General features: G+C 71.3%; 22 protein-coding genes and 1 tRNA gene. 13 read left to right on the top strand and 10 right to left on the bottom strand.

Annotation, left to right across the window (positions count from 1 at the left end; all coding sequences use genetic code 11):
• Position 1 precedes the first annotated feature (1 nt).
• A complete protein-coding gene (locus tag ACIGYR_RS28105) occupies positions 2-589 on the bottom strand; it encodes a TetR/AcrR family transcriptional regulator (protein ID WP_391846129.1) in 588 nt (195 codons plus the stop codon).
• The gene (locus ACIGYR_RS28100; protein ID WP_399603477.1) at positions 586-2,100 is read right to left on the bottom strand and encodes a 3-hydroxyacyl-CoA dehydrogenase; all 1,515 of its coding nucleotides are present in this window, start codon (positions 2,098-2,100) and stop codon (positions 586-588) included. Before ACIGYR_RS28100 ends, ACIGYR_RS28105 begins: the two co-directional genes overlap by 4 nt.
• 148 nt (positions 2,101-2,248) lie before the next feature.
• On the opposite strand from ACIGYR_RS28100, the gene paaN reads away from it, so the two are divergent.
• Complete coding sequence (gene paaN, locus ACIGYR_RS28095; protein ID WP_399603480.1) at positions 2,249-3,940, top strand: phenylacetic acid degradation protein PaaN; 1,692 nt, start codon at positions 2,249-2,251, stop codon at positions 3,938-3,940.
• Here paaN and ACIGYR_RS28090 read toward each other — a convergent pair.
• The 3 genes from ACIGYR_RS28090 to ACIGYR_RS28080 are packed head-to-tail and all read right to left on the bottom strand — an operon-like array spanning position 3,937 to position 6,646.
• Positions 3,937-4,689, bottom strand: a complete 753-nt coding sequence (locus tag ACIGYR_RS28090; RefSeq protein ID WP_399603483.1) for a TrmH family RNA methyltransferase — start codon at positions 4,687-4,689, stop codon at positions 3,937-3,939. The two genes, paaN and ACIGYR_RS28090, sit on opposite strands and share 4 nt — an antisense overlap.
• Positions 4,686-5,897, bottom strand: coding sequence for an HTTM domain-containing protein (locus ACIGYR_RS28085; protein WP_399603486.1), 1,212 nt, complete (start codon positions 5,895-5,897; stop codon positions 4,686-4,688). The genes ACIGYR_RS28090 and ACIGYR_RS28085 overlap by 4 nt, the downstream gene beginning before the upstream one ends.
• Positions 5,894-6,646 (bottom strand): DUF5819 family protein, encoded by a 753-nt coding sequence (locus ACIGYR_RS28080; protein ID WP_391846296.1) that lies wholly within the window; start codon positions 6,644-6,646, stop codon positions 5,894-5,896. The genes ACIGYR_RS28085 and ACIGYR_RS28080 overlap by 4 nt, the downstream gene beginning before the upstream one ends.
• Before the next feature lie 505 nt (positions 6,647-7,151).
• Here ACIGYR_RS28080 and paaA point away from each other — a divergent pair.
• From paaA to ACIGYR_RS28050, 6 genes are all read left to right on the top strand, one after another.
• Positions 7,152-8,168, top strand: coding sequence for a 1,2-phenylacetyl-CoA epoxidase subunit PaaA (paaA, locus tag ACIGYR_RS28075; protein ID WP_391846120.1), 1,017 nt, complete (start codon positions 7,152-7,154; stop codon positions 8,166-8,168).
• On the top strand, positions 8,165-8,452 hold the full coding sequence (gene paaB, locus ACIGYR_RS28070) for a 1,2-phenylacetyl-CoA epoxidase subunit PaaB (protein WP_399603489.1): 288 nt from the start codon (positions 8,165-8,167) through the stop codon (positions 8,450-8,452). The genes paaA and paaB overlap by 4 nt, the downstream gene beginning before the upstream one ends.
• Entirely contained in the window at positions 8,449-9,180 is a 732-nt protein-coding gene (paaC, locus tag ACIGYR_RS28065; RefSeq protein WP_399603492.1) for a 1,2-phenylacetyl-CoA epoxidase subunit PaaC, read from the top strand. Before paaB ends, paaC begins: the two co-directional genes overlap by 4 nt.
• Complete coding sequence (paaD, locus tag ACIGYR_RS28060) at positions 9,174-9,707, top strand: 1,2-phenylacetyl-CoA epoxidase subunit PaaD (RefSeq protein ID WP_399603495.1); 534 nt, start codon at positions 9,174-9,176, stop codon at positions 9,705-9,707. Before paaC ends, paaD begins: the two co-directional genes overlap by 7 nt.
• Complete coding sequence (locus ACIGYR_RS28055) at positions 9,707-10,771, top strand: 2Fe-2S iron-sulfur cluster-binding protein (protein WP_399603498.1); 1,065 nt, start codon at positions 9,707-9,709, stop codon at positions 10,769-10,771. Before paaD ends, ACIGYR_RS28055 begins: the two co-directional genes overlap by 1 nt.
• Before the next feature lie 113 nt (positions 10,772-10,884).
• Positions 10,885-12,027, top strand: a complete 1,143-nt coding sequence (locus tag ACIGYR_RS28050) for an acyl-CoA dehydrogenase family protein (RefSeq protein WP_399603501.1) — start codon at positions 10,885-10,887, stop codon at positions 12,025-12,027.
• Between the two features lie 196 nt (positions 12,028-12,223).
• Here ACIGYR_RS28050 and ACIGYR_RS28045 read toward each other — a convergent pair whose 3' ends face one another.
• The 4 genes from ACIGYR_RS28045 to ACIGYR_RS28030 form a co-directional block, all read right to left on the bottom strand.
• Positions 12,224-12,553: a rhodanese-like domain-containing protein gene (locus tag ACIGYR_RS28045; RefSeq protein ID WP_391846294.1), complete on the bottom strand. Its 330-nt coding sequence runs from the start codon at positions 12,551-12,553 to the stop codon at positions 12,224-12,226.
• 48 nt (positions 12,554-12,601) lie between these two features.
• On the bottom strand, positions 12,602-13,414 hold the full coding sequence (locus ACIGYR_RS28040; RefSeq protein WP_399603504.1) for a hypothetical protein: 813 nt from the start codon (positions 13,412-13,414) through the stop codon (positions 12,602-12,604).
• 595 nt (positions 13,415-14,009) lie between these two features.
• Complete coding sequence (locus tag ACIGYR_RS28035) at positions 14,010-15,467, bottom strand: DUF2252 domain-containing protein (RefSeq protein WP_399604131.1); 1,458 nt, start codon at positions 15,465-15,467, stop codon at positions 14,010-14,012.
• A gap of 1,002 nt (positions 15,468-16,469) precedes the next feature.
• Positions 16,470-16,553: transfer RNA gene (locus ACIGYR_RS28030), tRNA-Leu, on the bottom strand.
• 472 nt (positions 16,554-17,025) lie between these two features.
• Between ACIGYR_RS28030 and ACIGYR_RS28025 the strand changes: the two genes are divergently transcribed.
• The 6 genes from ACIGYR_RS28025 to pknB all read left to right on the top strand — a co-directional run bounded on the left by ACIGYR_RS28025 (position 17,026) and on the right by pknB (position 25,320).
• Positions 17,026-17,892: an FhaA domain-containing protein gene (locus tag ACIGYR_RS28025; RefSeq protein ID WP_391846107.1), complete on the top strand. Its 867-nt coding sequence runs from the start codon at positions 17,026-17,028 to the stop codon at positions 17,890-17,892.
• A 10-nt stretch (positions 17,893-17,902) separates the two neighbouring features.
• Positions 17,903-18,430, top strand: coding sequence for an FHA domain-containing protein (locus ACIGYR_RS28020; RefSeq protein ID WP_399603508.1), 528 nt, complete (start codon positions 17,903-17,905; stop codon positions 18,428-18,430).
• 140 nt (positions 18,431-18,570) lie between these two features.
• The gene (locus ACIGYR_RS28015; RefSeq protein ID WP_399604134.1) at positions 18,571-20,157 is read left to right on the top strand and encodes a Stp1/IreP family PP2C-type Ser/Thr phosphatase; all 1,587 of its coding nucleotides are present in this window, start codon (positions 18,571-18,573) and stop codon (positions 20,155-20,157) included.
• Between the two features lie 27 nt (positions 20,158-20,184).
• Positions 20,185-21,627, top strand: coding sequence for an FtsW/RodA/SpoVE family cell cycle protein (locus ACIGYR_RS28010; protein ID WP_391846103.1), 1,443 nt, complete (start codon positions 20,185-20,187; stop codon positions 21,625-21,627).
• Positions 21,624-23,108: a peptidoglycan D,D-transpeptidase FtsI family protein gene (locus ACIGYR_RS28005; protein ID WP_391846101.1), complete on the top strand. Its 1,485-nt coding sequence runs from the start codon at positions 21,624-21,626 to the stop codon at positions 23,106-23,108. The genes ACIGYR_RS28010 and ACIGYR_RS28005 overlap by 4 nt, the downstream gene beginning before the upstream one ends.
• A gap of 196 nt (positions 23,109-23,304) precedes the next feature.
• Positions 23,305-25,320 (top strand): Stk1 family PASTA domain-containing Ser/Thr kinase, encoded by a 2,016-nt coding sequence (gene pknB / locus ACIGYR_RS28000; protein ID WP_399603512.1) that lies wholly within the window; start codon positions 23,305-23,307, stop codon positions 25,318-25,320.
• A 71-nt stretch (positions 25,321-25,391) separates the two neighbouring features.
• Here pknB and ACIGYR_RS27995 read toward each other — a convergent pair whose 3' ends face one another.
• The gene (locus ACIGYR_RS27995) at positions 25,392-26,144 is read right to left on the bottom strand and encodes a class E sortase (protein WP_399603516.1); all 753 of its coding nucleotides are present in this window, start codon (positions 26,142-26,144) and stop codon (positions 25,392-25,394) included.
• Positions 26,145-26,162 lie beyond the last annotated feature (18 nt).

Genomic DNA, 26,162 nt, shown 5'->3' with positions numbered 1-26,162 from the left:
GTCAGTCCTGGCGCAGCCCCGAGAAGACCAGCCGGACGACGGCGTCGGACACCTCCTGGCCGCTCGCCCCCCGCGCGTCCGGCCGGTACCACTCCACGATGGAGTTGATCATTCCGAAGACCAGCCGGGTGGCCAGGCGGACCTCCACGTCGCCGCGCACGTCCCCCTCGGCCGCCGCCGCCTTCAGCAGTTCGGCCACACGGTGGTCGAAGTCGCGGCGGCGCTCCAGCGCCCACCGCTCGGTCTCGGTGTTGCCGCGCACGCGCAGCAGCAGCGTCACATAGGGCAGCTCGGCTATGAGCACCTCGACCATGCGGCGCACGACGTGCTCCAGCCGGTCGGCGGGCCGCCCCACGCGCGCGTGCTCCTCGTCCAGAGTGGCGAACAGGCCGTCCAGGGCGCGGCTGACGGCCCGGCGCAGCAGCTCCTCCTTGCCGCTGACGTGGTGGTAGATCGACGACTTGGAGATGCCGGCCGCCTTGGACAGGTGCTCCATGGAGGTGCCGTCGTAGCCGCGCTCGTTGAAGACCCGCACGGCGACGGAGAGCAGCGTCTCGGGCGTGTAGGTGTCGCGTCTGGCCGTGGTCATACGGAGCCCTCCCGCTTGTCGATGGCGTACGCGTGGCGGTAGAGCGCGAGGGAGGGCGCGTAGCGTCCGGAGGGGTCGCGCTCGTGCATCTCGTCCAGGACGCCGAAGGCGAACTCGCGGCCGAGTCGGCGGTCCCATTCGAAGGGGCCGAGCGGGTAGTTGACGCCCAGGCGCATCGCGGTGTCGATGTCCTCCTCGGTGGCGACGCCCTTGGCGACGGCGTCGTGGGCGAGGTCGACGATCCGGGCGACCGTACGGGCGACGATCATGCCGGGGACGTCACCGATGACGCTCACCTCCTTGCCGAGCGCCTGGAACAGTCCGGTGGCCTCGGCGAGGGTGTGCGGCGAGGTGTCCTGGGAGGCGGACAGGGCGATCCGGGTGGCCGTGCGGTAGTCCAGGGCGAGGTCGAAGTGGACGACGTCCCGGAACTCCGCGGAGGTCTGGCCGTCGGCGAGGACCAGGTGGCCGCCGCTGGGCAGCACCAGCCGGGAGCCGTTGTCCTCGTCCTCCTCGCGGACCTGGATGCCCGCCTCGCGGACCAGGGTGAGCAGCTCGGCCGCGGGGCCCAGGTCGCCCTCGGCGACGACGTAGGCGGGCGGCTTCTCCTTGTCGGCGGTGTGCGGCTCGGGCCGGTCGGCGCCGTCGGCGTAGTCGTACCAGCCGCGCCCGCTCTTGCGGCCGAGCCGGCCGGCCTCCACCAGCCGCCGCTGGGCCAGGGAGGGGGTGAAGCGCACGTCCTGGAAGAAGGACCGCCACACCGAGTGGGTGACGGACTCGTTGACGTCCTGGCCGATCAGGTCGGTCAGTTCGAAGGCGCCCATCCGGAAGCCGCCGCACTCGCGCAGGACCGCGTCGATGGTCGCGGGGTCGGCGGCCTGGGCCTCGTGGACGGCGAACGCCTCGGCGTAGAACGGCCGGGCGATGCGGTTGACGATGAAGCCGGGGGTGTCCGCGCAGGCCACCGGGGTCTTGCCCCAGGCGCGGGCGGTCTCGTACGCGCGCGTGGCCGACGTGACGTCGGTGGCGAACCCGGAGACCACCTCGACCAGCGGCAGCAGCGGCGCCGGGTTGAAGAAGTGCAGGCCGACGAAACGGCCCGGGTGGCGCAGCGGGCCGCCGATGGCCGTCACCGACAGAGAGGAGGTGTTGGTGGCGAGCAGGCAGTCCTCGGAGACGATCTCCTCCAGCTCGCCGAAGAGCTGCTGCTTGACGTCCAGCCGCTCCAGGACGGCCTCCACGACGAGCGCGCAGTCGGCCAGCTCCGTGAGGCTGTCCGCGGCCTTGAGCCGAGCGCGGGCCGCGTCCCGGTCGTCACCGGCGAGCCGGCCCTTCTCCACGAGCCGGTCGAGGCGGGCGCCGATCGCTTCGGCCGCGTCCCCGGCCCGCCCGGGAACGGCGTCGTACAGCCGCACGGGATGGCCGGCGACCAGCGCGACCTGGGCAATTCCCTGACCCATGGTGCCGGTGCCGACGACGGCCACGGGGCTACTGAGGTCGAGTGCTGTCATGTGCGCGATCCTCCCGCACGACGTTTTCCACAGATCCGCCGGACCCCCTTGTCCCGACCGATCGTTCGGTTACTCTATCCCTGACTGGCAGCCTCTGCCCAGGTCACGGACTCGACGAAGAGCTCTCCAGACGAGGAGTTGGTCCCGTATGGCCGCCGAACTGACCACCCACGAGCTGATCGAGAAGCATCGACCCACCCTGGACCAGGCCCTGGAAGCGATCCGCACGCGCGCGTACTGGTCCCCGCACCCCGAACACCCGAAGGCGTACGGCGAGAACGGCAGCCTGGACGCGGCTGCGGGCAAGGCCGCCTTCGACGCCCTGCTGGGCACCCGGCTCGACCTCGGCCAACCCGGCACGGACGACTGGGTGGGCGGCGAGGTCTCGCCGTACGGCGTCGAGCTGGGCGTGACCTACCCGCACGCGGACGTCGACGTGCTGCTTCCGGCCATGCGGGCCGGGCAGCGGGCCTGGCGGGACGCGGGACCGGAGGCCCGGGCGGTGGTCTGCATGGAGATCCTCAAGCGGATCAGCGACCGGACGCACGAGTTCGCACACGCCGTCATGCACACCAGCGGACAGGCGTTCATGATGGCGTTCCAGGCCGGCGGCCCGCACGCCCAGGACCGCGGCCTGGAGGCGGTGGCCTACGCGTACGCGGAGCAGGTCCGCACGCCCGAGACGGCGGAGTGGAGCAAGCCGCAGGGCAAGCGCGACCCGCTGGCCCTCACCAAGCGGTTCACGGCCGTCCCGCGCGGCACCGCCCTGGTCATCGGCTGCAACACCTTCCCGACCTGGAACGGCTACCCGGGCCTGTTCGCCTCCCTGGCCACCGGCAACGCGGTGCTGGTCAAGCCGCACCCGCGCGCGGTGCTCCCGCTCGCACTGACCGTCCAGGTCGCCCGGGACGTGCTGGCCGCGGCCGGCTTCGATGCGAACCTGGTGGCCCTGGCCGCCGAGCGCCCCGGCGAGGGCATCGCCAAGACCCTCGCCACCCGCCCCGATATCCGGATCATCGACTACACCGGGTCGACGTCCTTCGGCGACTGGCTGGAGGCCAACGCCCGCCAGGCGCAGGTCTACACGGAGAAGGCCGGCGTCAACACGGTGCTCGTGCACTCCACGGACGACTACAAGGGCATGCTGTCCAACCTGGCGTTCTCGCTGTCGCTGTACAGCGGCCAGATGTGCACCACCCCGCAGAACCTGCTCGTCCCCCGCGACGGCATCAGCACCGACCAGGGCCCCAAGACCTTCGACGAGGTCACCGCCGACCTCGCCCGCGCGGTCGACGGCCTGCTCGGTGACGACGCGCGCGCGAACGCCCTGCTGGGCGCGATCGTCAACCCGGACGTCAAGGCCCGCCTGGAGGCCGCGGCCGGTCTCGGCGAGGTCGCCCTGGCCTCCCGCGAGATCACCCATCCGGAGTTCCCGGACGCGGTGGTCCGTACCCCGGTCATCGTCAAGCTGGACGGCGCCAAGCCGGACGATGAGGCCGCCTACATGAGCGAGTGCTTCGGCCCGGTCTCCTTCGCGGTCGCCGTCGACTCGGTGACGGACGCGGTGGAGCTGCTGCGCCGTACGGTCCGGGAGAAGGGCGCGATGACGGTCGGCGCGTACACCACGGACGCGGGCACCGAACAGGCCGTCGAGGAGGTCTGCCTGGAGGAGGCCGCCCAGCTCTCCCTGAACCTCACGGGCGGGGTCTACGTCAACCAGACGGCCGCCTTCTCCGACTTCCACGGCTCGGGCGGCAACCCGGCGGCGAACGCGGCCCTCACCGACAGCGCGTTCGTGGCCAACCGCTTCCGGGTGGTGGAGGTGCGGCGGGAGATCTAGGCGGTGGGTGTGCCGCCGGTCGCGCTCCAGTGGTACAGCGTCATCGCCACGCTGGTGGCCAGGTTGTAGCTGGAGACCTGGGGGCGCATCGGGAGGCGCAGCAGGTGGTCGGCGCGGGCGCGGAGCTCCGCCGACAGACCGGTGCGCTCCGAGCCGAAGGCCAGCACGGCGTCGTCGGGCAGCCGGGTGCCGCGGATGTCCTCGCCCTCCGGATCGAGGGCGAACAGCGGTCCGGCGGGCAGCTCGGCGACGCCGAGGCGTTCCACGGCGGTCGCGAAGTGCAGGCCCGCACCGCCGCGCACCACCGTGGGATGCCAGGGGTCGAGCGTGCCCGTGGTGACCACTCCGGTGGCCCCGAAGCCGGCCGCCAGCCGGATCACGGCGCCGGCGTTGCCCAGATTGCGGGGGTTGTCCAGGACCACGACGGGGGCGGTGCGAGGCGTGCGGGCCAGCGTACGCAGGTTGGCCTCGCGCGACGGCCGTACCGCGAGGGCGGCGACGCCGGTCGGATGGGGGCGTGGCACGAGGGCGGCGTACTCCTGCTCGGGCACCTCCGTCAGCAGGCCGTCCAGAGCACCCCGGACGTCCCCGGCCAGCTCCTCGGCGAGCGCCAGTGCGGCCGCCCGGTCGGTGGTGACCGCGACCGGCACCTCGGCGCCGAAGCGCAGCGCGTGCTTCAGGGCGTGAAAGCCGTCGAGCAGGACGGCCCCCTCCGCGTGCGCGCGCCAGCGGGTCAACGGGTCGGTCATGCGGTGAACCCTACGTGGCCGGCCGTGCTCTCCTCCGGGGAGCGCGGCGCCGGGACCGCACCACCGGGGCGCCCGACGAGCCGCCCACGCGCGCGTGCCGCCAGATCGCCGAGCCGGCGCAGGAACGACGTCGGCAGGAAGACCGCGTCGGCGGCGATCATCGCCAGCGAGAAGAACGGCAGGCCGAGGACGACCGCGATCACCGCGTGCTCGGTCATCATCAGCACCAGCAGGACGTTCTTGACCCGCCGGTTGAACAGGGTGAACGGGAAGGCGACCTGCACCATGACCGTCCCGTAGGCCACGATCATCATGATCGTGCCGCTGGAGGACATCAGGTCGGCGAGTGCGGGCCAGGGGGAGAAGTAGTCCAGGTGGAGCGGGTAGTAGACGGCGGTGCCGTCCTGCCAGCGCGAGCCCTGGATCTTGTACCAGCCGGCCGTGGCGTAGATGAGGCACGCCTCCGCCATGATCACGATCAGGGCGCCGTTGTGCAGGATGTTGGCGAGGACGTCCAGCAGGGTCCGGGGCTCGTACCAGGCCGCCCGGCGTTCGACGGCCCACCACAGGCCGAGGACCGCCCAGTACGTCCACAGCAGCGCCGGGATCAGCCAGTCGCCGTCGAACCGCCCGGTCAGCGTCGCCGTGCCGAGCGCCAGGCCGGACACCGCCCACAGCACCGGCCCCGTCCGGTCGGCGGCCACATGCTCCCCACGCGCGCGTGCCGCGGCGGCGCGGGCCGCGCGGCGGGCGTCGAGGGACCACACCTGTCCGCAGCGCGTGAAGACCAGGTAGATGGACATCAGGTGCAGGACGTTGTCGCCGCCGTCGCCGACGAAGACGCTGCGGTTCTGCAGGGACAGCACGCCGACCATGAACAGCACGGAGGCGGTCCGGGTGCGCCAGCCGAGCACCAGCGCCGCGCCGGCGAGGATGGCCAGTGTGTAGCAGCACTCGAACCAGAGCTGTCCGTCGGACCACAGCAGCGCGGTGAAGGCGTGGTTGTCGGAGGTCAGCTCCTTGGCGAGGTTCCAGCCCCACGGCCCGGAGGGGCCGTACAGCTCCTGGCGGTGGGGGAACTCGCGCAGCAGGAACAGCAGCCAGGTACCGGCGAAGCCGATCCGTATCACGGCGCTCTGGTACGGCCCGAGGGCCGCCTCGGTGACCCGCGCGACACCGCGGGACAACGTCGGGGAGAGACTGTTCACCGCACGCCTCCCGCGGCCTCGTCGGACGTCAGGGACCACCAGGGCAGCACGCGGTAGACGGGCTTGGCGGAGATCTGCTCACGGCTCCACGACGGCGGCTGCACATTGGTGGTGCTGGAACGGACCTGCACGCGTTGGATCACGCCTCCCCGGCTCGTCGGATCGTCCCGGTAAAGGCGCATCACCACGATGCGCCGCAGGTACTGCTCGGACAGCGAGCCGCGCATGCCCACCGGACGGTTGTCGGCACCGTGCGTGGAGGCGAAGAAGTCCCAGGCCCGGCGCAGCTCGTTCTGCTGGGTGTGGCTGGGCACCGGATTGCCGTCGATGGCGGCGCCGTCCTGGGCGGACAGGTCCGTCCAGCCGCTGGTGCGCAGGCCGCCGTCGCGCATCCGTACCTCGGCGCGGACCTGTACGGCGATGTTCTGCTGGAGGGGGTTCGGGGCGAACAGTTTCCAGTTCTGCTCGAACTCCGGATACACCCAGTCCTGCACCGCCTGGCCGTGCTGCTTCGTCACCGTGTTCGCGGGCGCCAGGCTGAGGAACACCATCAGCAGGTGCACACCGGCGCCGACGGCGACCACCGCGAGGGCCAGTGCCGCGGCGACCTGGTAGCGCGGGGAGAGCGCGGCGACGCCGGTGCGGGGCGGGGACGGCGGCTGCTGCTCCGGGGGTTCTTCCGGGAGACGCGTCCCGGCCGACCCGGCGGGGGCCTGTGGGCCCCGCGAGTCCTCGTCGTACGCGTCCATTCCGTCCCGTCCCCCGTCTCGGCTCATGCGGTCAGCTCGTCGTTCAGTTCAGTCGTTCGACTCGGCCGTCCGGCTCCGCGGATCGGCTGAGCGGGTCGGACCGGTTGCGCGGCGCCCGTCACAGGCGCCGCAGGCTTATGCGAGCGCCACGTCTCGGCGCTCGCACGGAACGGTACTCAGCCCCGGGCACCGGGCGCAGCCCCGGGTACGGGCCGACGGCGGTGGTCCTCGCCACGCGGCACGGACCGGACGCCGGTTCGCCCGCCCTCCGGCCTGCTTCGAGCATTGTCCACAGGCCGCTCCACCACGTTGCCCGCAGGCCGCTCCGCCGCCTTGTCCACAGGCCGCTGCACCACGTCGTGCACCGGCCGCGCCGCCGAGTTTTCCACAGCGGTTGACACCCCGCGGCGGCCCGGCACACCATGGATGCGCACGGACCGAACGATCGGTCGGGACAGATCGAACGGACCGTGCTCACCGCAGAGCCCGAGGTCAGGGGGACCGCATGGCCACAGCAGCCGCGCAGCGCACGGCCCGCACACCGGCGGACGGCGCACCGGACACCGTCGACACGGCGGCCTACCAGCACGCCTTCGACGCGGCGGTGGCCGCCGACGAACGCATCGAACCGCGCGACTGGATGCCCGACGCCTACCGCGCCACCCTGGTCCGGCAGATCGCCCAGCACGCGCACTCCGAGATCATCGGCATGCAGCCGGAGGCCAACTGGATCACCCGCGCGCCCTCCCTGCGCCGCAAGGCGATCCTGATGGCCAAGGTCCAGGACGAGGCCGGCCACGGCCTGTACCTGTACAGCGCGGCCGAGACCCTCGGCACCGGCCGCGACGAACTGCTCGACAAGCTGCACACCGGCCGCCAGAAGTACTCCTCGATCTTCAACTACCCGACTCTGACCTGGGCCGACGTCGGCGCGATCGGCTGGCTGGTGGACGGTGCCGCGATCACCAACCAGGTCCCCCTGTGCCGCTGCTCCTACGGCCCGTACGCCCGTGCGATGGTGCGGATCTGCAAGGAGGAGTCCTTCCACCAGCGCCAGGGCTATGAACTGCTGCTGGCACTCGGCAAGGGCACGCCCGAGCAGCACGCCATGGCCCAGGACGCGGTCGACCGCTGGTGGTGGCCGTCGCTGATGATGTTCGGCCCGCCCGACGACGAGTCCCAGCACTCCGCGCAGTCGATGGAGTGGAAGATCAAGCGCCACTCCAACGACGAACTGCGCCAGCGCTTCGTGGACATCTGTGTCCCGCAGGCCGAGTCCCTGGGCCTCACCCTCCCCGACCCGGAGCTGAGGTGGAACGAGGAGCGGGGGCACTACGACTTCGGCCCGATCGACTGGACGGAGTTCTGGGAGGTCCTCAAGGGCAACGGCCCCTGCAACGAGCAGCGGATCACCCAGCGCAGGCGCGCCCACGAGGAGGGCGCCTGGGTACGGGAAGCCGCCGCGGCCTACGCGGCAAAGCACACCGGCGACACCGGTGGGACGGGAGCGACGCGAGCATGAGCACCACCGACTGGCCCCTGTGGGAGGTCTTCGTGCGCTCCCGGCGCGGCCTTTCCCACACCCACGCCGGCAGCCTGCACGCGCCCGACGCCGAACTGGCCCTGCGCAACGCCCGCGACCTGTACACCCGGCGCGGCGAGGGCGTCTCCATCTGGGTCGTCCCGGCCGCCGTGATCACCGCCTCCTCGCCGGACGAGAAGGACCCCTTCTTCGAGCCGGCCGCCGACAAGCCCTACCGGCACCCGACCTTCTACGAGATCCCGGAAGGGGTGAAGCACCTGTGACCGCCACCGGCCCCGTCACCGTCCCGGTGACCGCCGCGCTCGCCCTCGGCGACGACGCCCTGGTGCTCTCCCACCGCCTCGGGGAGTGGGCGGGGCACGCCCCCGTCCTGGAGGAGGAGGTCGCTCTCGCCAACATCGCCCTGGACCTGCTCGGCCAGGCCCGGGTCCTGCTGTCGCTGGCCGGCGACGAGGACGAGCTGGCCTACCTCCGCGAGGAACGCGCCTTCCGCAACCTCCAGTTGGTCGAGCAGCCGAACGGCGACTTCGCGCACACCATCGCCCGCCAGTTGTACTTCTCCACGTACCAGCACCTGCTCTATGCCGAACTCGCCAGCGGAGACGGCCCGTTCGCCCCGCTTGCCGCGAAGGCGGTGAAGGAGGTCGCCTATCACCGCGACCACGCCGAGCAGTGGACGCTGCGGCTCGGTGACGGCACGGAGACCAGCCACGAGCGGATGCGGCGGGCCACGGACGCGCTGTGGCGCTTCACCGGGGAGATGTTCCAGCCGGTGGAGGGCCTGGACACCGACCGGGCCGGGCTGGAGGCCCGCTGGCTGGAGTCCGTCACCGACGTGCTGGGCCGGGCCGGCCTGACCGTCCCGGAAGGCCCGCGCACCGGCGCCTGGTCGGCGGGCGCCGGCCGGCAGGGCCTGCACACCGAGTCGTTCGGCCGGATGCTCGCCGAGATGCAGCACCTGCACCGCAGTCATCCGGGAGCGACATGGTGACCGCCACCGCCCTGGAGGCGGAACTGCTGCAGCTGGCCGGGGCGGTGCCCGACCCCGAGCTGCCCGTGCTCACCCTGCGCGAGCTGGGCGTGCTCCGCGCGGTGCGGGTGCACGGCACCGACGCGGTGGAGGTCGACCTGACCCCCACCTACACCGGTTGCCCGGCCATCGAGGCGATGAGCCTGGACATCGAGCGGGTACTGCGCGCCCACGGCATGCGCGAGGTCACCGTCCGCACGGTGCTCGCTCCCGCCTGGTCGACCGACGACATCACCCCCGAAGGGCGCGAGAAGCTGCGGGAGTTCGGTATCGCTCCCCCGCGGGTGCGCCAGGACGACGGCCCGGTGCCGCTGTCCCTGGGCCCGACCCGCGCACGGGACACGGAGACCGGGACCGAGCCGGTCCGCTGCCCGCACTGCGGCTCGGCCGAGACCGAGCTGTTGAGCCGGTTCTCCTCCACCGCGTGCAAGGCGCTGCGCCGCTGCCTGGCCTGCCGTGAACCGTTCGACCACTTCAAGGAGTTGTGATGGCGCGCTTCCACCCGCTCCCGGTGGCCGCGGTCGACCGGCTCACGGACGACTCCGTCGCCCTCACCTTCTCCGTCCCGCCCGAGCTGCGTGAGGAGTACCGCCACGCCCCGGGCCAACACCTCGCCCTGCGCCGCCGGACCGACGGCACGGACATCCGGCGCACCTACTCGATCTGCTCGCCCGCCCCCGACCCGGCCGGCGAGGGCCCGGCCGTCCTGCGGGTGGGGGTGCGGCTGGTCGAGGGCGGGGCCTTCTCGACGTACGCGCTGAAGGAGATCGGCCTCGGGGACGAGCTGGAGGTGATGACCCCGGCGGGCCGGTTCACGCTGGAACCGGCGCCCGGCCTGTACGCGGCGGTGGTCGGCGGCAGCGGCATCACCCCGGTCCTGTCCATCGTCGCCACGCTGCTCGCGCGTGAACCCTCGGCCCGCTTCTGCCTGATACGCAGCGACCGTACCGCCGCGTCCACGATGTTCCTGGAGGAGGTCGCCGACCTGAAGGACCGCTATCCGCAGCGGCTTCAGCTGGTGACCGTGCTCTCCCGGGAGGAGCAGCAGGCGGGCCTGCCGTCGGGCCGGCTCGACCGGGAACGGCTCGCCGGGCTGCTGCCCGCGCTGCTGCCGGTGGAGCGGGTGGCGGGCTGGTTCCTGTGCGGGCCCTACGGGCTGGTGCAGGGTGCGGAGCGGACGCTGCGCGAGCTGGGCGTGGCCCGGGACCGGATCCACGAGGAGATCTTCCACGTGGACGGGGGGCCGGCCCCGGCGGCCACGGTCGCGGCGCCCGAGCACAGCACCGTCACCGCACGGCTCGACGGTCGCGGCGGCACCTGGCCGGTGCGGGACGGGGAGTCGCTGCTGGAGACGGTGCTGCGCAACCGGCCCGACGCGCCCTACGCCTGCAAGGGCGGGGTGTGCGGGACGTGCCGGGCCTTCCTGGTCGAGGGCGAGGTGCGCATGGACCGCAACTTCGCGCTGGAGACGGAGGAGACGGAGGCCGGGTATGTGCTGGCCTGCCAGTCGCATCCGCTGACGGAACGGGTGGAGCTGGACTTCGACCGCTGAGAACGGCATGGGGCGAGCCGGGCATCCGAGCGCTCGATGACCGTTCCCTTCTCCTAGAACCTGTTCTATCTTGACGGACCGTCAGATGACTGGACCCGCCGGGAGGACAGGCCGTGGACTTCACCTTCACCGAGGAGCAGCTGGCGGCGGCCGAGGCGGCGCGAGGGGTGTTCGCCGGGGTGGTGCCGGACGCGGTGCCCAGTCCGGCGCTCACCCTCGGCGCCGTGGCCGAGGGCTTCGACCGGGCGCTGTGGTCCCGGCTCGCCGACGCGGACCTGCTGAGTCTGCTGCTGGCCGAGACGCACGGCGGGGCGGGCCTCGACGCGATCGCGCTGTGTCTGGTGCTGCGCGAGGCCGGCAAGGTACTGGCGCGGGTGCCGCTGCTGGAGCACAGCGCCGCCGCCGCGGCCGTGCAGGTCCACGGCGGCCCGGAGCTGGCCGGCCGTCTGCTGGACCGGGCGGGGCGCGGTGAGCTGGTGCTGACCGTCGCGGCGCACGGACGTACCGGCCACGACCCGGCCGAGCCGGCCGTCACCGCGCGGCGGGACGGGCAGGCGTGGCTGCTGGACGGGGTGCAGACGGCGGTGCCGTGGGCGTACGACGCGGACCTGGTCGTCGTACCGGCGCACACCGAGGGCACGGCCCCCGGCCGGACCGTGCTGGCGCTGGTACCGCGCGAGGCGGACGGGGTCGCGCTGGCCGAGCAGGTCTCCACCACCGGTGAGCGGCTGGCCGAACTGCGGCTGCGGTCGGTACGGGTCGAGCCGCACGATGTGATCGAGGCCGACGGCGCCTGGGAGTGGCTGCACGCGCTGCTGGTGACCGGGACGTGCGCGCTGGCGCTCGGGCTGGGTGAACGGGTGCTGCGGATGACCGGCGAGTACACCGGCAAGCGGGAACAGTTCGGGCATCCGATCGCGACGTTCCAGGCGGTGGCGGTGCAGGCCGCGGACCGGTACATCGACCTGCGCGCCATGGAAGCCACCCTGTGGCAGGCCGCGTGGCGGATCGCCTCCGGGGCACCGGGGGCACTGCCCGCCGCCGGGGACGTCGCCGTGGCGAAAATCTGGGCGGCGGAAGGGGTACGACGGGTGGTGCAGACGGCACAGCATCTGCACGGCGGGTTCGGCGCGGACACCGACTACCCGCTGCACCGCTACCACGCCTGGGCCAAGCACCTGGAGCTGGCGCTCGGCCCGGCGGCGGCGTACGAGGAGAGGCTCGGCGACCTGCTGGCCACCCACCCTCTCGGCTGAGGAGGCGGCTCGCCGGCCGTCTCCGGGAGGCTCCGGTTCCGGAAGGCTCCGTCTCCGGAAGGCTCCGGTTCCAGGAGGCTCCGGTTCCGGGAGGCTCCGGTTCGGGGAGGCTCCGGTTCCGGGAGGCTCCGGTTCCGGGAGGCTCCGGTTCCGGGAGGCTCCGGTTCCGGGAGGCTCCGGTTCCGGGAGGCTCCGGCTACAGGACGAAGCCTGGCTTGCCGTCGTCGGTGACGACCGCGCGGCCGGTCTGCTGCCAGTACTGCATGCCGCCGTCGACGTTCACCGCGTCGATGCCCTGCTGCACCAGGTACATGGTGACCTGGGCCGAGCGGCCGCCCGAGCGGCAGATGACGTGGACGCGGCCGTCCTGCGGGGCGGCCTCGGTCAGCTCGCCGTAGCGGGCCACGAAGTCACTCATGGGAATGTGCAGCGCGCGCTCGGCGTGGCCCGCCTGCCACTCGTCGTCCTCGCGGACGTCCAGCAGGAAGTCGCCGTCCTTGAGGTCCGTCACCTGGACCGTGGGCACACCAGCTCCGAGATTCATGGCTCCGACGCTACCCGAACACGGTCGGGCTCAGTCCTGCCCCACCAGCGCGGCCAGTTCCGCCTCCCGCTGGGTGATGTCGGCGCGCAGCCGGCCGGCGATCTCGTCGAGCAGCCCGTCGGGGTCGTCCGGAGCCAGGCGGAGCAGCCCGGCGATCGCGCCCTCCTCCAGCTCACGAGCGACGAGGGCGATCAGTTCCTTGCGCTGGGCGAGCCATTCGAGGCGGGCGTACAGCTCCTCGGCGGGGCTCGGACGACGCTCGGCCGGCACCGGACCGGCGGCCCACTCCGCGGCCAGCTCCGTGAGAAGGGTCTCGTCACCGCGGGCATAGGCGGCGTTGACCCGGCTGAGGAACTCCTCGCGGCGCTTGCGCTCCTCTTCCTCCTGGGCCAGGTCGGGGTGGGCCTTGCGGGCGAGGTCGCGGTAGAGCTTGCGGGCCTCCTCGCTGGGCCGCACCCGTTGCGGGGGTCGTACCGCCTGGCCGGTGAGCATGGCGGTGGCCTCCGGGAACAGGCCGTCGCCGTCCATCCAGCCGTGCAGCAGTTCCTCCACGCCGGGGATCGGCAGCACGTGGGCGCGGGCCTCGGCGGCACGGCGGATGTCCTCGGGGTCACCGGTGCGGGCGGCCTTCGCCTCGGCGATCTCCGCGTCCAGCTCCTCGATGCGGAGGTAGAGCGGGCCGAGTCGCTGCTCGTGCAGGCGGGAGAAGTTCTCGACCTCGACGCGGAACGTCTCCACGGCGATCTCGTACTCGATCAACGCCTGCTCGGCGACCCGTACGGCCTGTTCCAGCCGTTCCTCGGGGCGTGGCGGCTGGGACTGGTCGGCTTCGGGGGTCGTCACCCGCCCAGCGTAGCGCTGCGCTCGGCTTGGGCCGGGATCTGAGGTTCCGGTGCGGTGGAGAGTGTGGTGAGGGAAGCCGTGGAGAGTGTGGTGAGGGGTGCGGTGACGTGTGGTGAGTCGGGGTGGAGATGCGGTGTCCCGCCGCGGGGCTGGGGTTTCGTCGCCGGGTGCGGGATGCGGTGTCCCGCCGCGGGGCTGGGGGTTCGTCGCCGGGTGCGGGATGCGGTGTCCGCCGCTGGGCTGGGGGTTCATCGCCGGGTGCGGGATGCGGTGTCCCGCCGCGGGGCTGGGGGTTCGTCGCCGGGTGCGGGATGCGGTGTCCGCCGCGGGGCTGGGGGTTCGTCGCCGGGTGCGGGATGCGGTGTCCCGCCGCGGGGCTGGGGGTTCATCGCCGGGTGCGGGACCGTCGTGGCCGGTCGCGCAGTTCCCCGCGCCCCCTTACGGAGCTGCGGTGCACGCCGCTCGGCAAGTTCCCCGCGCCCCCTTACGGAGTTCCGGTGCCCGTCGCTCGGCAAGTTCCCCGCGCCCCCTTACGGAGCTGCGGTGTCCGTCGCTCGGCAAGTTCTCCGGGTCCCTTTACGCGGCGCGCGGTCGCTCAGAGTCCCGGCTCGGCTGCTATCCGGCCCGCGCGTATGCCTGTGAGCAGGTCCGCGTGGTCCGCTTCCGTGCGGTCGGCGTAGGTCACGGCGAACGCGGCGATCGCCTCGTCCAGCTCCTCGTTCTTGCCGCAGTACCCGCCGATCAGCCGGGGATCGGCGCTGTGGGAGTGGGCGCGGGCCAGCAGGGCGCCGGTCATGCGGCCGTAGTCGTCGATCTGGTCGGTGGCGAGGGCGGCCGGGTCGACGCTGCCCTTGCGGTTGCGGAACTGGCGCACCTGGTAGGGGCGCCCGTCGACGGTGGTCCAGCCGAGCAGGATGTCGCTGACGACCTGCATCCGCTGCTGCCCGAGGACCACGCGGCGGCCCTCGTGCGCCACCGGCGGGGTGGCGAACCCGGCCGAGGCCAGGTGCGGGACGAGCGCGGAGGGGCGCGCCTCCTTCACCTGGAGGACCAGTGGCTCGTCGCGGTGGTCGAGCAGCAGGACGACGTAGGACCGGGTGCCGACGCTGCCGGTGCCGACCACCCGGAAGGCCACGTCGTGCACGGCGTGCCGGGCGAGCAGGGGGTGGAGGTCCTCGCCGAGCGTGTCGACGTAGGTCTCCAGGGACGATACGACCGCCGCGGCCTCGGCGTCGGGGATGTGGCGCAGCACCGGCGGGGCGGCCACGAACCGGCGTCCGCCGTCCGCCACCGCCTCGGTCGACTTCGCAGCGAACCGGCCGCTGGTGTTGGACCGGGCCTTCTCCGAGACCCGCTGGAGCGTGCCGAGCAGGTCGTGGGCGTCGGTGTGGGAGACCAGTTCCTCGTCCGCGATGGCGTTCCAGGCGTCGAGCGCGGGCAGCTTGGCCAGCAGCCGCATGGTGCGTCGGTAGGCGCCGGCCGCGTCCCGGGCCGCCGCGCGGCAGGTGTCCTCGTCGGCACCCGCCTCCCGGCCGGCGAGCACCAGTGAGGCCGCGAGCCGCTTCAGGTCCCACTCCCAGGGGCCGTGCACGGTCTCGTCGAAGTCGTTGAGGTCGATGACGAGGTCACCGCGGGCGTCGCCGTACAGACCGAAATTGGCCGCGTGCGCGTCCCCGCATATCTGGGTGCCGATCCTGGTCACGGGGGTGCGCGCGAGGTCGTACGCCATCAGTCCGGCCGAGCCGCGCAGGAAGGCGAACGGGCCGGCGGCCATGCGGCCCACGCGGAGCGGGATCAGCTCGGGGATGCGGCCGGCGTTGGACCCGGTCACCGCGCTCACCGCGTCGGGGCGGGCGGCGTCCAGGTCGAGTGTGTGGTGGGCGGAGCGGGGAACGCCCGCCCGGAGCGCCTTGCCCTCCTGCTTCGGCGAGGCCGACGAGTCCTGCGACGGCCTCTGGGCGAATCCGCGCACCCGGGGCAGCCGACGCGCGCCCCGGTCCGTCACATCGGCCACGTCCGCCTCGTCCGCCACCCCGACACCGGTTCCGGTCACCACGACCGCCTCCCCCGTACTGCTCGCGCGCCGTCGACCCGGCGTCGGTAGAACATCAACTCGGGGAGACCGTACAACCGGTGGCCGAAACGCGTCAGACCCTGTGGACGACTCCGCCGGTTCCCACCGGCCCAGCCGCCCTCGGCCGGGCCGCGGTTCCTGACCGGGACCGGCCCCGACGGCGCGCGACGCCGGCCGGCGCAGGGGCGGCCGGCGAGCCAGGGGGCGGCTCAGCGGGCACCGGCCGGCGCCGGTGCAGGGAGGCGCGGCGGTCTGCTGGGCGAGTGGGACGAAGACGGCGAAGCCGTTGTTCCGCACCAGGAAGACGACCGGTGCCTGCCGGACCGGCAAAGGCCCGGTGGACGACGGCGATCGACTCCGCGTCGCCGTGGCCGAGTTCGTCGTACCCCCGCGACATGCCCGGGCAGCCGAGCCCGGCACTCGCGAAGCTCCGGCCCGCACCGCCCGGTGCAAGACCTCTGTCATCACGGCAGCCACTGTGCAACAGGCCGCCCCGCGCTCCCGGCCGGCAGGTCCTTTCGGCTTCGGGGGCGCGGGCGGGCTGCATATGAGGAGACATCCCTTCCGCGATCGAACCCGCCCGGGAACCCGCAGGGGTGAAAAGGGCCAGGGAAAAGGGCTGAGCCAAGGAGGATGTGCACGGCCTCGGGCGCGCCACCGTGCGGCAGGCACCCGGAAAGGGCGCGAACCCGTTCTCACCGGCAGTTCGGCAGTTTGGCCCGCGCCGGATACGCGAAAGCCCGGCGGTCAGGGAAAAGCGCCGGGAGGCGGGACCCACGGGCGGACCGGCGCGGCGCGGCCCGCTCCCGCCACCGCCCGCAGCCGTCGGCTCGTGGGTGAGATAGCTCACCGGCCGGACTGCGCGCAGAGCCATCGAGGTTGTGCGATGTCTCACAAACGAGAAGGAACCGGTAAAACGAAGAACGGGCCCCTGTCGGTGACTTCCGTCACCGGCAGAGACCCGTCACATCGGTTTCTCTGTGCGCGAGGGGGGAGTTGAACCCCCACGCCCTTGCGGGCACTGGAACCTGAATCCAGCGCGTCTGCCTATTCCGCCACCCGCGCATTGGGTGTGTCTTCCGGCTTCTTCCCTTTCGGGCTGGCCCCTTCCGACACCCAGAACATTAGCACGTCGTACGGGGTGGATTCACATCCCTTCCCGGCCGCCCGCTCCCGCCCGCCGGCACCGCGGAGCCCCGCCCGCAGGGCGCGCCCGGGAGCGATGACCGGCTGCCCGTACCGCGGCTCGTCCGTCCCGTACGTATCAAGGAGACACGCCTCACGTATCAACCTCGTACCGGTCCAGGCCATCTCCCCAGGAGGCGGGCCGGGTGCACAGCCGGGTGCGGGACACTGGACTTCGCCCGCCTCTACGATCCATGGCAGCAGGACACGCGCCGAGAGTTCGAAGGGGAGCCGCTGGGGGAACCGGCTGATTGGCGGGCGCGTAGATACGATCAGTAAGCAGTGCCGCAGTACCCGGCACCGCAGCGGCACAGAGCAGGCAAGACGACGGCAGGGACGGAGGAGGTGCCCCATGGGAGTCCTGAAGAAGTTCGAGCAGCGTCTCGAAGGTCTGGTGAACGGCACCTTCGCCAAGGTCTTCAAGTCCGAGGTCCAGCCCGTGGAGATCGCCGGTGCGCTCCAGCGGGAGTGCGACAACAACGCCACGATCTGGAACCGTGAGCGCACCGTCGTACCCAACGACTTCATCGTGGAGCTGAGCACGCCCGACTTCGAGCGGCTGAGCCCCTACTCCGGGCAGCTCGGCGACGAGCTGGCCGGCATGGTGCGCGACTACGCCAAGCAGCAGCGGTACACCTTCATGGGGCCGATCAAGGTCAACCTGGAGAAGGCCGACGACCTGGACACCGGCCTGTACCGGGTGCGCTCGCGCACCCTCGCCTCCTCCAGCAGTCAGCAGGGGGCACCACAGGCCCCCGGCGCACCGGCGGCCGGCCGCCCCGGGCAGGGCGCCCCCGGTGGCTACGGCTATCCGCCGGCCGCCCCCGCGGGTGCGCCGCCGATGCCGTCCGCGCCGCCGCCCGGCGCCCGCCCCGGCGGGTACGGCTACCCGCAACCCGCCACCCAGCGACCCGCCGCCGCCCCGATGAGCGGCGCGCGCACCCGCTACTGGATCGAGATCAACGGCACCCGCCACCAGATCTCCCGCGCGACGCTGGTGCTGGGCCGCAGCACCGACGCCGACGTGCGGATCGACGACCCCGGCGTCTCCCGCCGGCACTGCGAGATCCGGACCGGAACGCCCTCGACGATCCAGGATCTCGGCTCCACCAACGGCATCGTGGTGGACGGGCAGCACACCACCCGCGCTACGCTCCGCGACGGCTCGCGGATCGTCGTGGGCAGCACCACCGTTATCTATAGGCAAGCCGAAGGGTGAAGCGGGGGCAATGTCAGAGCTGACCCTCACGGTCATGCGGCTGGGTTTCCTGGCCGTACTGTGGCTGTTCGTGATCGTGGCCGTGCAGGTCATCCGGAGCGACCTGTTCGGTACGCGCGTCACCCAGCGCGGATCGCGTAGGGAAGCGGCCCGGCCGCAGCAGCCGGGCCGGCAGCAGGCCCGGCAGCAGGCCGCGCCGCCGCCGCAGCGCGCCCAGCAGAGCGGCGGCCGACGTGGCCGCAACGCTCCCTCCAAGCTGGTCGTGACCGAGGGCACGCTGACCGGCACCACCGTCGCGCTCCAGGGCCAGACCATCACCCTGGGCCGGGCGCACGACTCCACGATCGTGCTGGACGACGACTACGCCTCCAGCCGCCATGCCAGGATCTACCCGGACCGCGACGGCCAGTGGATCATCGAGGATCTCGGTTCCACGAACGGCACCTACCTGGACCGGTCCCGGCTGACGACCCCCACACCGATCCCGCTGGGCGCGCCGATCCGCATCGGCAAGACCGCAATCGAGCTGCGGAAGTAGTGCTACGTCATGAGTAAGCGCGAGCGGAGCGAGCACGCAGCGGCAGGCCGCCACCCGGTCTCCGGCGCGCTCCCAACCGGAGGGTGGGCAGTGTGGCTCGACACGACCGGCTGTACCCGGAGCCGACGGGCGAGGTGCGCATGAGTCTGTCACTGCGCTTTGCCGCCGGATCGCACAAAGGCATGATCCGGGAGGGCAACGAGGACTCCGGTTACGCCGGGCCGCGCCTGCTCGCCATCGCCGACGGCATGGGCGGACAGGCGGCCGGCGAGGTCGCCTCCTCCGAGGTCATCTCCACCCTGGTCACGCTCGACGACGACGTACCCGGCTCCGACATCCTCACCTCCCTCAGCGTGGCCGTGCGGCGCGCCAACGACCAGCTGCGCGCCATGGTGGAGGAGGACCCCCAGCTCGAAGGCATGGGGACGACCCTCACCGCGCTGCTGTGGACCGGCCAGCGGCTCGGTCTCGTGCACGTCGGCGACTCCCGCGCGTATCTGCTCCGTGACGGTGTGCTCACCCAGATCACCCAGGACCACACCTGGGTGCAGCGTCTGGTGGACGAGGGCCGGATCACCGAGGAAGAGGCCACCACCCACCCGCAGCGCTCCCTGCTGATGCGCGCGCTGGGCAGCGGTGAGCACGTCGAGCCCGACCTGTCGATCCGCGAGGTCAGGGCCGGTGACCGCTATCTGATCTGCTCCGACGGTCTGTCCGGCGTCGTCTCCCACCAGACGATGGAGGAGACGCTCGCCAGCTACCAGGGTCCGCAGGAGACCGTGCAGGAGCTGATCCAGCTCGCGCTGCGCGGCGGCGGCCCCGACAACATCACCGTGATCGTCGCCGACGTGCTCGACCTGGACACCGGGGACACCCTCGCCGGGCAGCTGTCGGACCAGCCGGTCGTGGTCGGTGCCGTGGCCGAGAACCAGCACCATCTGCACGACAACGGCATCATGCAGACCCCGGCCGGCCGCGCCTCCCACCTGGGCCGTCAGGGCCAGGGCCACGGGGGCGGCGGCGAGTTCGGCCCGCCCGGTTCCGGCGACACCACCGGTTACATCCCGGAGGGCGGTTTCGGCGACTACGCCGACGACGACTTCGGCAAGCCGCGCAAGCGGCGCCGCTGGCTGCGGACCTCGCTCTACGGCGCCCTCGCCCTCGCCGTGATCGGCGGCGGCCTGTACGGCGGCTACCGCTGGACGCAGACGCAGTACTACGTCGGCACCAGGGACGAGCACGTCGCGCTGTACCGGGGGATCAGCCAGGACCTGGCCTGGGTCTCGCTGTCGAAGGTGGAGAAGGACCACCCCGAGATCGAACTCAAGTACCTGCCGCCGTACCAGCAGAAGCAGGTGAAGGCCACGATCCCGGTGGGCGGCCTGGAGGCGGCCCGGACGAAGGTGCAGAACCTGGCCGTGCAGGCTTCCGCCTGCCAGAAGCAGATCGAGCGCAAGGCCGCCGAGGACGCCCGGCGCAATGCCAAGAACGGCCAGGACAAGCCCTCCGGCACCAACGGCTCGCACGGCACCACGGGTGCCGTCACGCACACCGCCTTCACCAAGGTCTCCCCGACGCCGCACTCGTCCCCGAACCCGTCGGCATCGAAGACATCCCCGACGTCCCCTTCGAAGTCTCCGTCCACGACCCCGTCCGCGACCCCCAGCCCCGGCCCCACTCTCTCGGAGGATGAGCAGAAGGTCGTCTCGCTGTGCGGTAAGCAGTAGGCAAGCCGTGAGAGGCCCTGTCACACGATGAGCAGTACTACGAACTCGCCGACGCATCACACGTCCACGATCGGCGCCATCGGCGCACCGAGCCGCCGCAACACCGAGCTGGCCCTCCTGGTCTTCGCCGTGGTCATCCCGGTGTTCGCCTACGCCAACGTGGGCCTGGCCATCGACGACCAGGTGCCCGCGGGCCTGCTGAGCTACGGCCTCGGCCTCGGTCTGCTGGCCGGAGTGGCCCATCTCGGGGTACGGAAGTTCGCGCCGTACGCCGACCCGCTGCTGCTGCCGCTGGCCACCCTGCTGAACGGGCTGGGACTGGTGTGCATCTGGCGGCTGGACCAGTCGAAGCTGCTGCAGTCGCTGCCCAACTTCGTCACGGCCGCGCCCCGCCAGCTGCTGTACACCGCGTTGGGCATCGCGCTGTTCGTGGTGGTGCTGATCTTCCTCAAGGACCACCGCGTCCTCCAGCGCTACACCTACATCTCGATGTTCGGCGCCCTGGTGCTGCTCATCCTGCCGCTGGTGCCGGGCCTCGGCGCCAACATCTACGGCGCCAAGATCTGGATCCGGGTGCCCGGTCTGGGCTCGCTCCAGCCCGGTGAGTTCGCGAAGATCGTCCTCGCCATCTTCTTCGCCGGGTACCTGATGGTGAAGCGGGACGCCCTGGCCCTCGCCAGCCGCCGTTTCATGGGCCTGTACCTGCCGCGCGGCCGTGACCTCGGACCGATCCTGGTGGTCTGGGGGATCTCGATCCTCATCCTGGTCTTCGAGACCGACCTCGGCACCTCGCTGCTGTTCTTCGGAATGTTCATCATCATGCTGTACGTCGCCACCGAGCGGACCAGCTGGATCTTCTTCGGTCTGCTGATGTCCTCGGCCGGCGCCGTCGGCGTGGCGAGCTTCGAGCCGCACGTGAAGATGCGTGTCCAAGCCTGGCTCGACCCGATGAAGGAGTACACCCTCAGCCAGCAGGGCGTGCTCGGCCACTCCGAGCAGGCGATGCAGGCCCTGTGGGCGTTCGGCTCCGGCGGCACCCTCGGCACCGGCTGGGGCCAGGGCCACTCGGACCTGATCAAGTTCGCCGCCAACTCCGACTTCATCCTCGCCACCTTCGGCGAGGAGCTGGGGCTCGCCGGCATCATGGCGATCCTGCTGATCTACGGTCTGATCGTCGAGCGCGGCGTGCGCACCGCACTCGCCGCCCGCGACCCGTTCGGCAAGCTGCTCGCCGTCGGTCTGTCCGGCGCCTTCGCCCTCCAGGTCTTCGTGGTGGCCGGCGGTGTCATGGGCCTCATCCCGCTGACCGGTATGACCATGCCGTTCATGGCGTACGGCGGTTCCTCCGTGCTGGCCAACTGGGCGCTGATCGCCATTCTGATCCGCATCAGCGACACCGCCCGGCGCCCGGCGCCCACCCCCGCCAGCAACCCCGACGCCGAGATGACCCAGGTGGTGCGTCCGTCATGAACAAGCCCCTGCGCCGAATCGCGGTCTTCTGCGGCCTCCTCGTGCTGACCCTGCTCCTGCGGGACAACTGGCTCCAGTACCTCAAGGCGGACAGCCTCAAGGAGGACCCGAAGAACCGCCGCGTCACCATCGCCCGCTACGCCACCCCGCGCGGCGACATCATCGTCGGCGGCAACCCGATCACCGGGTCGTCCGCGAGCAGCAAGACCGGTCTGAACGACCTGAAGTACAAGCGGACGTACAAGAACGGGTCCATGTGGGCGCCGGTCACCGGCTACGCGTCGCAGGCGTTCGGTGCCACCCAGCTGGAGTCGATCGAGGACGGCATCCTCACCGGCGACGACGACCGGCTGTTCTTCCGCAAGACCCTGGACATGATCACCGGCAAGGAGCAGCAGGGCGGCAACGTCGTCACCACGCTCAACTCCGCCGCCCAGAAGGCCGCGTTCGACGGCCTGAAGAAGCAGGGCGGCAAGGGCGCCGTGGTCGCCCTGGAGCCCTCCACCGGCAAGATCCTGGCGCTGGCCTCCTACCCGTCGTACGACCCCTCGTCCTTCGCGGGCAACAGCGACGACGACGCGGCGGCCTGGAAGAAGCTCCAGAAGAAGTACAACCCCAACGACCCGATGCTGAACCGGGCGCTGCGCGAGACCTACCCGCCGGGCTCCACCTTCAAGGTGGTCACGGCCGCGGCGGCGCTGGAGAACGGCAAGTACACCTCGGCCGACGAGAAGACCGACTCGCCGCTGCCGTGGACCATGCCGGGCACCACGACCCAGCTGAAGAACGAGGGCAACATCCCGTGCAAGGACGCGCCCATGCGGGTCGCGCTCCAGTACTCCTGCAACACGGTCTTCGGCAAGATCGGCTCCGACCTCGGCAACGACAAGATGCTCGCCGAGGCGAAGAAGTTCGGCTTCGACGCCGAGCAGTTCACCCCGGTGCGCGCCACCGCGTCGGTGTTCTCCGACGACATGAACCAGTCGCAGACCGCGCTGTCCTCCATCGGCCAGTACAACACCGCCGCGACCCCGCTGCAGATGGCCATGGTCGCCTCGGCGGTCGCCAACGACGGCAAGCTGATGAAGCCGTACATGGTGGACTCGCTGCAGTCCTCGAACCTGGACCCGGTCGCCAAGACGGAGCCGGAGGAGCTGAGCCGGCCGCTGTCGCCGAAGAACGCGCAGATCCTCCAGGACATGATGCAGACGGTGGTCGAGAAGGGCACCGGCACCAACGCGAAGATCGACGGCGTGACGGTCGGCGGCAAGACCGGTACCGCCCAGCACGGTGTGGCGAACAGCGAGAACCCCTACGCCTGGTTCATCTCCTACGCCAAGCAGAGCGACGGCAGCTCGCCGGTCGCCGTGGCCGTGGTGATCGAGGACGACGCGGCCAATCGCGACGACATCTCCGGTGGCGGCCTGGCCGCGCCGATCGCGAAGAACGTCATGGAGGCGGTCATCGACTCCAAGAAGTGACCGCCTGTCGGCCACGACGGGTGATGCCGCTCACAACCCCTTCACATCGTTGCACGTTGCGATACCGGTCCTGTATCGGGTTCCGGGCTTGGCCAGGTCACACAGAACGAGCCGGGTACGGTAGGCCCGGACGGCAGCCTCCGGCCGCGCACGCGGGTGCGCGGCCGAGACCGACGGAGAGGGCTGGTAGGTAGCTATGGAAGAGCCGCGTCGCCTCGGCGGCCGGTACGAGCTGGGCCAGGTGCTCGGCCGCGGTGGCATGGCGGAGGTCTACCTCGCGCATGACACCCGGCTCGGCCGCACCGTGGCGGTGAAGACGCTGCGCGCGGACCTCGCGCGTGATCCGTCCTTCCAGGCCCGGTTCCGCCGGGAGGCCCAGTCGGCCGCCTCGCTCAACCATCCCGCGATCGTCGCGGTCTACGACACGGGCGAGGACTACATCGACGGGGTCTCCATCCCGTACATCGTGATGGAGTACGTCGACGGTTCCACGCTCCGCGAGCTGCTGCACTCCGGCCGCAAGCTGCTGCCCGAGCGCGCGATGGAGATGACCATCGGCATCCTCCAGGGTCTGGAGTACGCGCACCGCAGTGGCATCGTCCACCGCGACATCAAGCCGGCCAACGTCATGCTGACCCGCAACGGTCAGGTCAAGGTGATGGACTTCGGCATCGCCCGCGCCATGGGCGACGCCGGCATGACCATGACCCAGACGGCGGCGGTCATCGGCACGGCCCAGTACCTGTCGCCGGAGCAGGCCAAGGGTGAGCAGGTCGACGCGAGGTCCGACCTCTACTCGACGGGCTGCCTCCTCTACGAACTGCTGACCGTACGGCCGCCCTTCGTGGGCGACTCGCCGGTGGCCGTGGCCTATCAGCACGTGCGTGAGGAACCGCAGGCCCCGTCGGTCTTCGACCCCGAGATCACGCCCGAGATGGACGCGATCGTCCTCAAGGCACTGGTCAAGGACCCGGACTACCGCTACCAGTCGGCCGACGAGATGCGCGCGGACATCGAGGCGTGCCTGGACGGCCAGCCGGTCGCGGCCACGGCCGCCCTGGGCGCGGTGGGTTACGGCGGCTACCCCGACGACCAGCAGACGACCGCCCTGCGCTCGGACGCGGGCGCGGGGGCGACCACCATGCTCCCGCCCATGAGTCCCGACGACGGCGGTTACGGCTACGACGACCGCCCGGACCGCCGGCGCCAGCAGAAGAAGTCCAACACCTCCACGATCCTGCTGGTGGTGGCGGGTCTGCTGGTCCTGGTCGGCGCGATCCTGATCGGCAAGTGGGCTTTCGGCGGCGGGAACAACGACCAGTCCTTCAAGGCGCCGAACTTCGTCGGTCACACCCTCGGCGAAGCCAGGAAGATGGCGGAGAACTCCGACCTGAAGCTGGGCGCGCCCACGCGCCAGGCGTGCGAGGACCAGCCGAAGGGCAACGTCTGTTCCCAGAACCCCGAGGCGGGCACGAACGTCGCGAAGGGTGACACGATCGACCTGGTGATCTCGGCGGGTGCGCCGAAGGTCACCGTGCCGGACGTGCGCGGCATCCAGTTCGACCAGGCGGAGTCCCAGCTCAAGGGCAAGGGCTTCGAGGTCGAGAAGAAGACCGAGGTGTCGGCCCAGACGCCCGGCGTGGTCATCACCCAGGACCCGGACGGCGGTGTCAGCAAGGAGAAGGGCACCACGATCACCCTCACGGTCGCCAAGGCCGAGGAGAAGATCGCCGTTCCCGACGTCACCGGCAAGACGTGTGACGAGGCGAAGGCCGAAATCCAGGCCAAGGGCCTGGTGCCGAGCTCCAGCTGCACCGAGACCCCGGTCACCGACCCCGCCCAGGACGGCAAGGTGCAGAGCACCAACCCGGTCGCGGGCCAGGAGGTCGTCAAGAACACCAGTGTGGTGATCAACGTCGGCAAGGCGCAGCAGCAGCCACAGAAGCCGGTGCCGAACGTCGTCACCAAGCGGGTGGCGGAAGCCAAGCAGATCCTTCAGCAGGCCGGCTTCAACAACATCCAGTTCGCCCCGGGCAGCTCCGACGACGACAACGCGTTCGTCAGCCAGCAGGATCCGCAGCCGAACGGCAATGCCGACCCGAACAGCACGACGATCACGCTGACCACCGTCTCCTTCGACGGTGGCAACGGGAACGGGAACGGCAACAACGACAACGGCGGCACCAACATCTTCGGCGGCACCGACGGCTGACGCCTCCGGCAGACGCACATGGGCCCCGGCCGGGAGATCCCGGCCGGGGCCCACGGCGTCTCACCGGCGGGTCAGCGCAGTTCCTCGGGCGGTGTGCGTGCGCTGTCGACCTTGTCCACGCGGACCAGTTCGCCCCACACCACGTAGCGGTAGCGGGAGGTATAGACGGGGGTGCAGGTCGTCAGGGTGATGTAGTGGCCGGCCTTCTTCGCGCCGGACTCCTTCGGGACCGACGACAGCACCTTGACGTTGTACTTCGAGGTCTCGGGGAGGATCGAGTAGACCTTGTAGACGTACCACTTGTCCCGCGTCTCGAAGACGATCGGGTCGCCCTTCTCCAGCTTGTCGATGTTGTGGAACTTCGCGCCGTGGCCGTCCCGGTGGGCGGCGACGGCGAAGTTGCCGTCCTTGCCGGTCATGGGCAGCGTGGCCTTGACCGGTTCGGCGTAGTAGCCGGCCACACCGTCGTTGAGGACGTCCGTGTCGGTGCCCTTCTCGACCAGCACCTCGCCGTTCTTCATCGCCGGTACGTGCAGGAACCCGATGCCGTCCTCGGTGTCGAGCGCGCCGGGACCGGCGTCCTGTTGCTGCGCCCAGTGCTCGCGCACCTTGTCGGCCTGCCGGTCCGCCTTGCGGTCGGCTAGCACGTTCGTCCACCACAGCGAGTAGACGACGAACAGGCCGAGCAACACGCCTGCCGTGATGAGGAGTTCCCCGAAGACGCTGACCGCCAGCGCGATCCGGCCGGGGCGCCGGGGGCGCGGAGCGGGATCCGGTTCGGACGCGTCCGTGGTCTCTTCGGTCTCGTCGGCGGTCGCTGCCACAGTTCCTCTGCCCTTACT

Source organism: Streptomyces sp. NPDC053076, from assembly GCF_044546845.1.
Classification (GTDB): domain Bacteria; phylum Actinomycetota; class Actinomycetes; order Streptomycetales; family Streptomycetaceae; genus Streptomyces.
The sequence above is the reverse complement of the archived record's forward strand: the minus strand, read 5'-3'. Positions and strand labels throughout refer to the sequence as shown.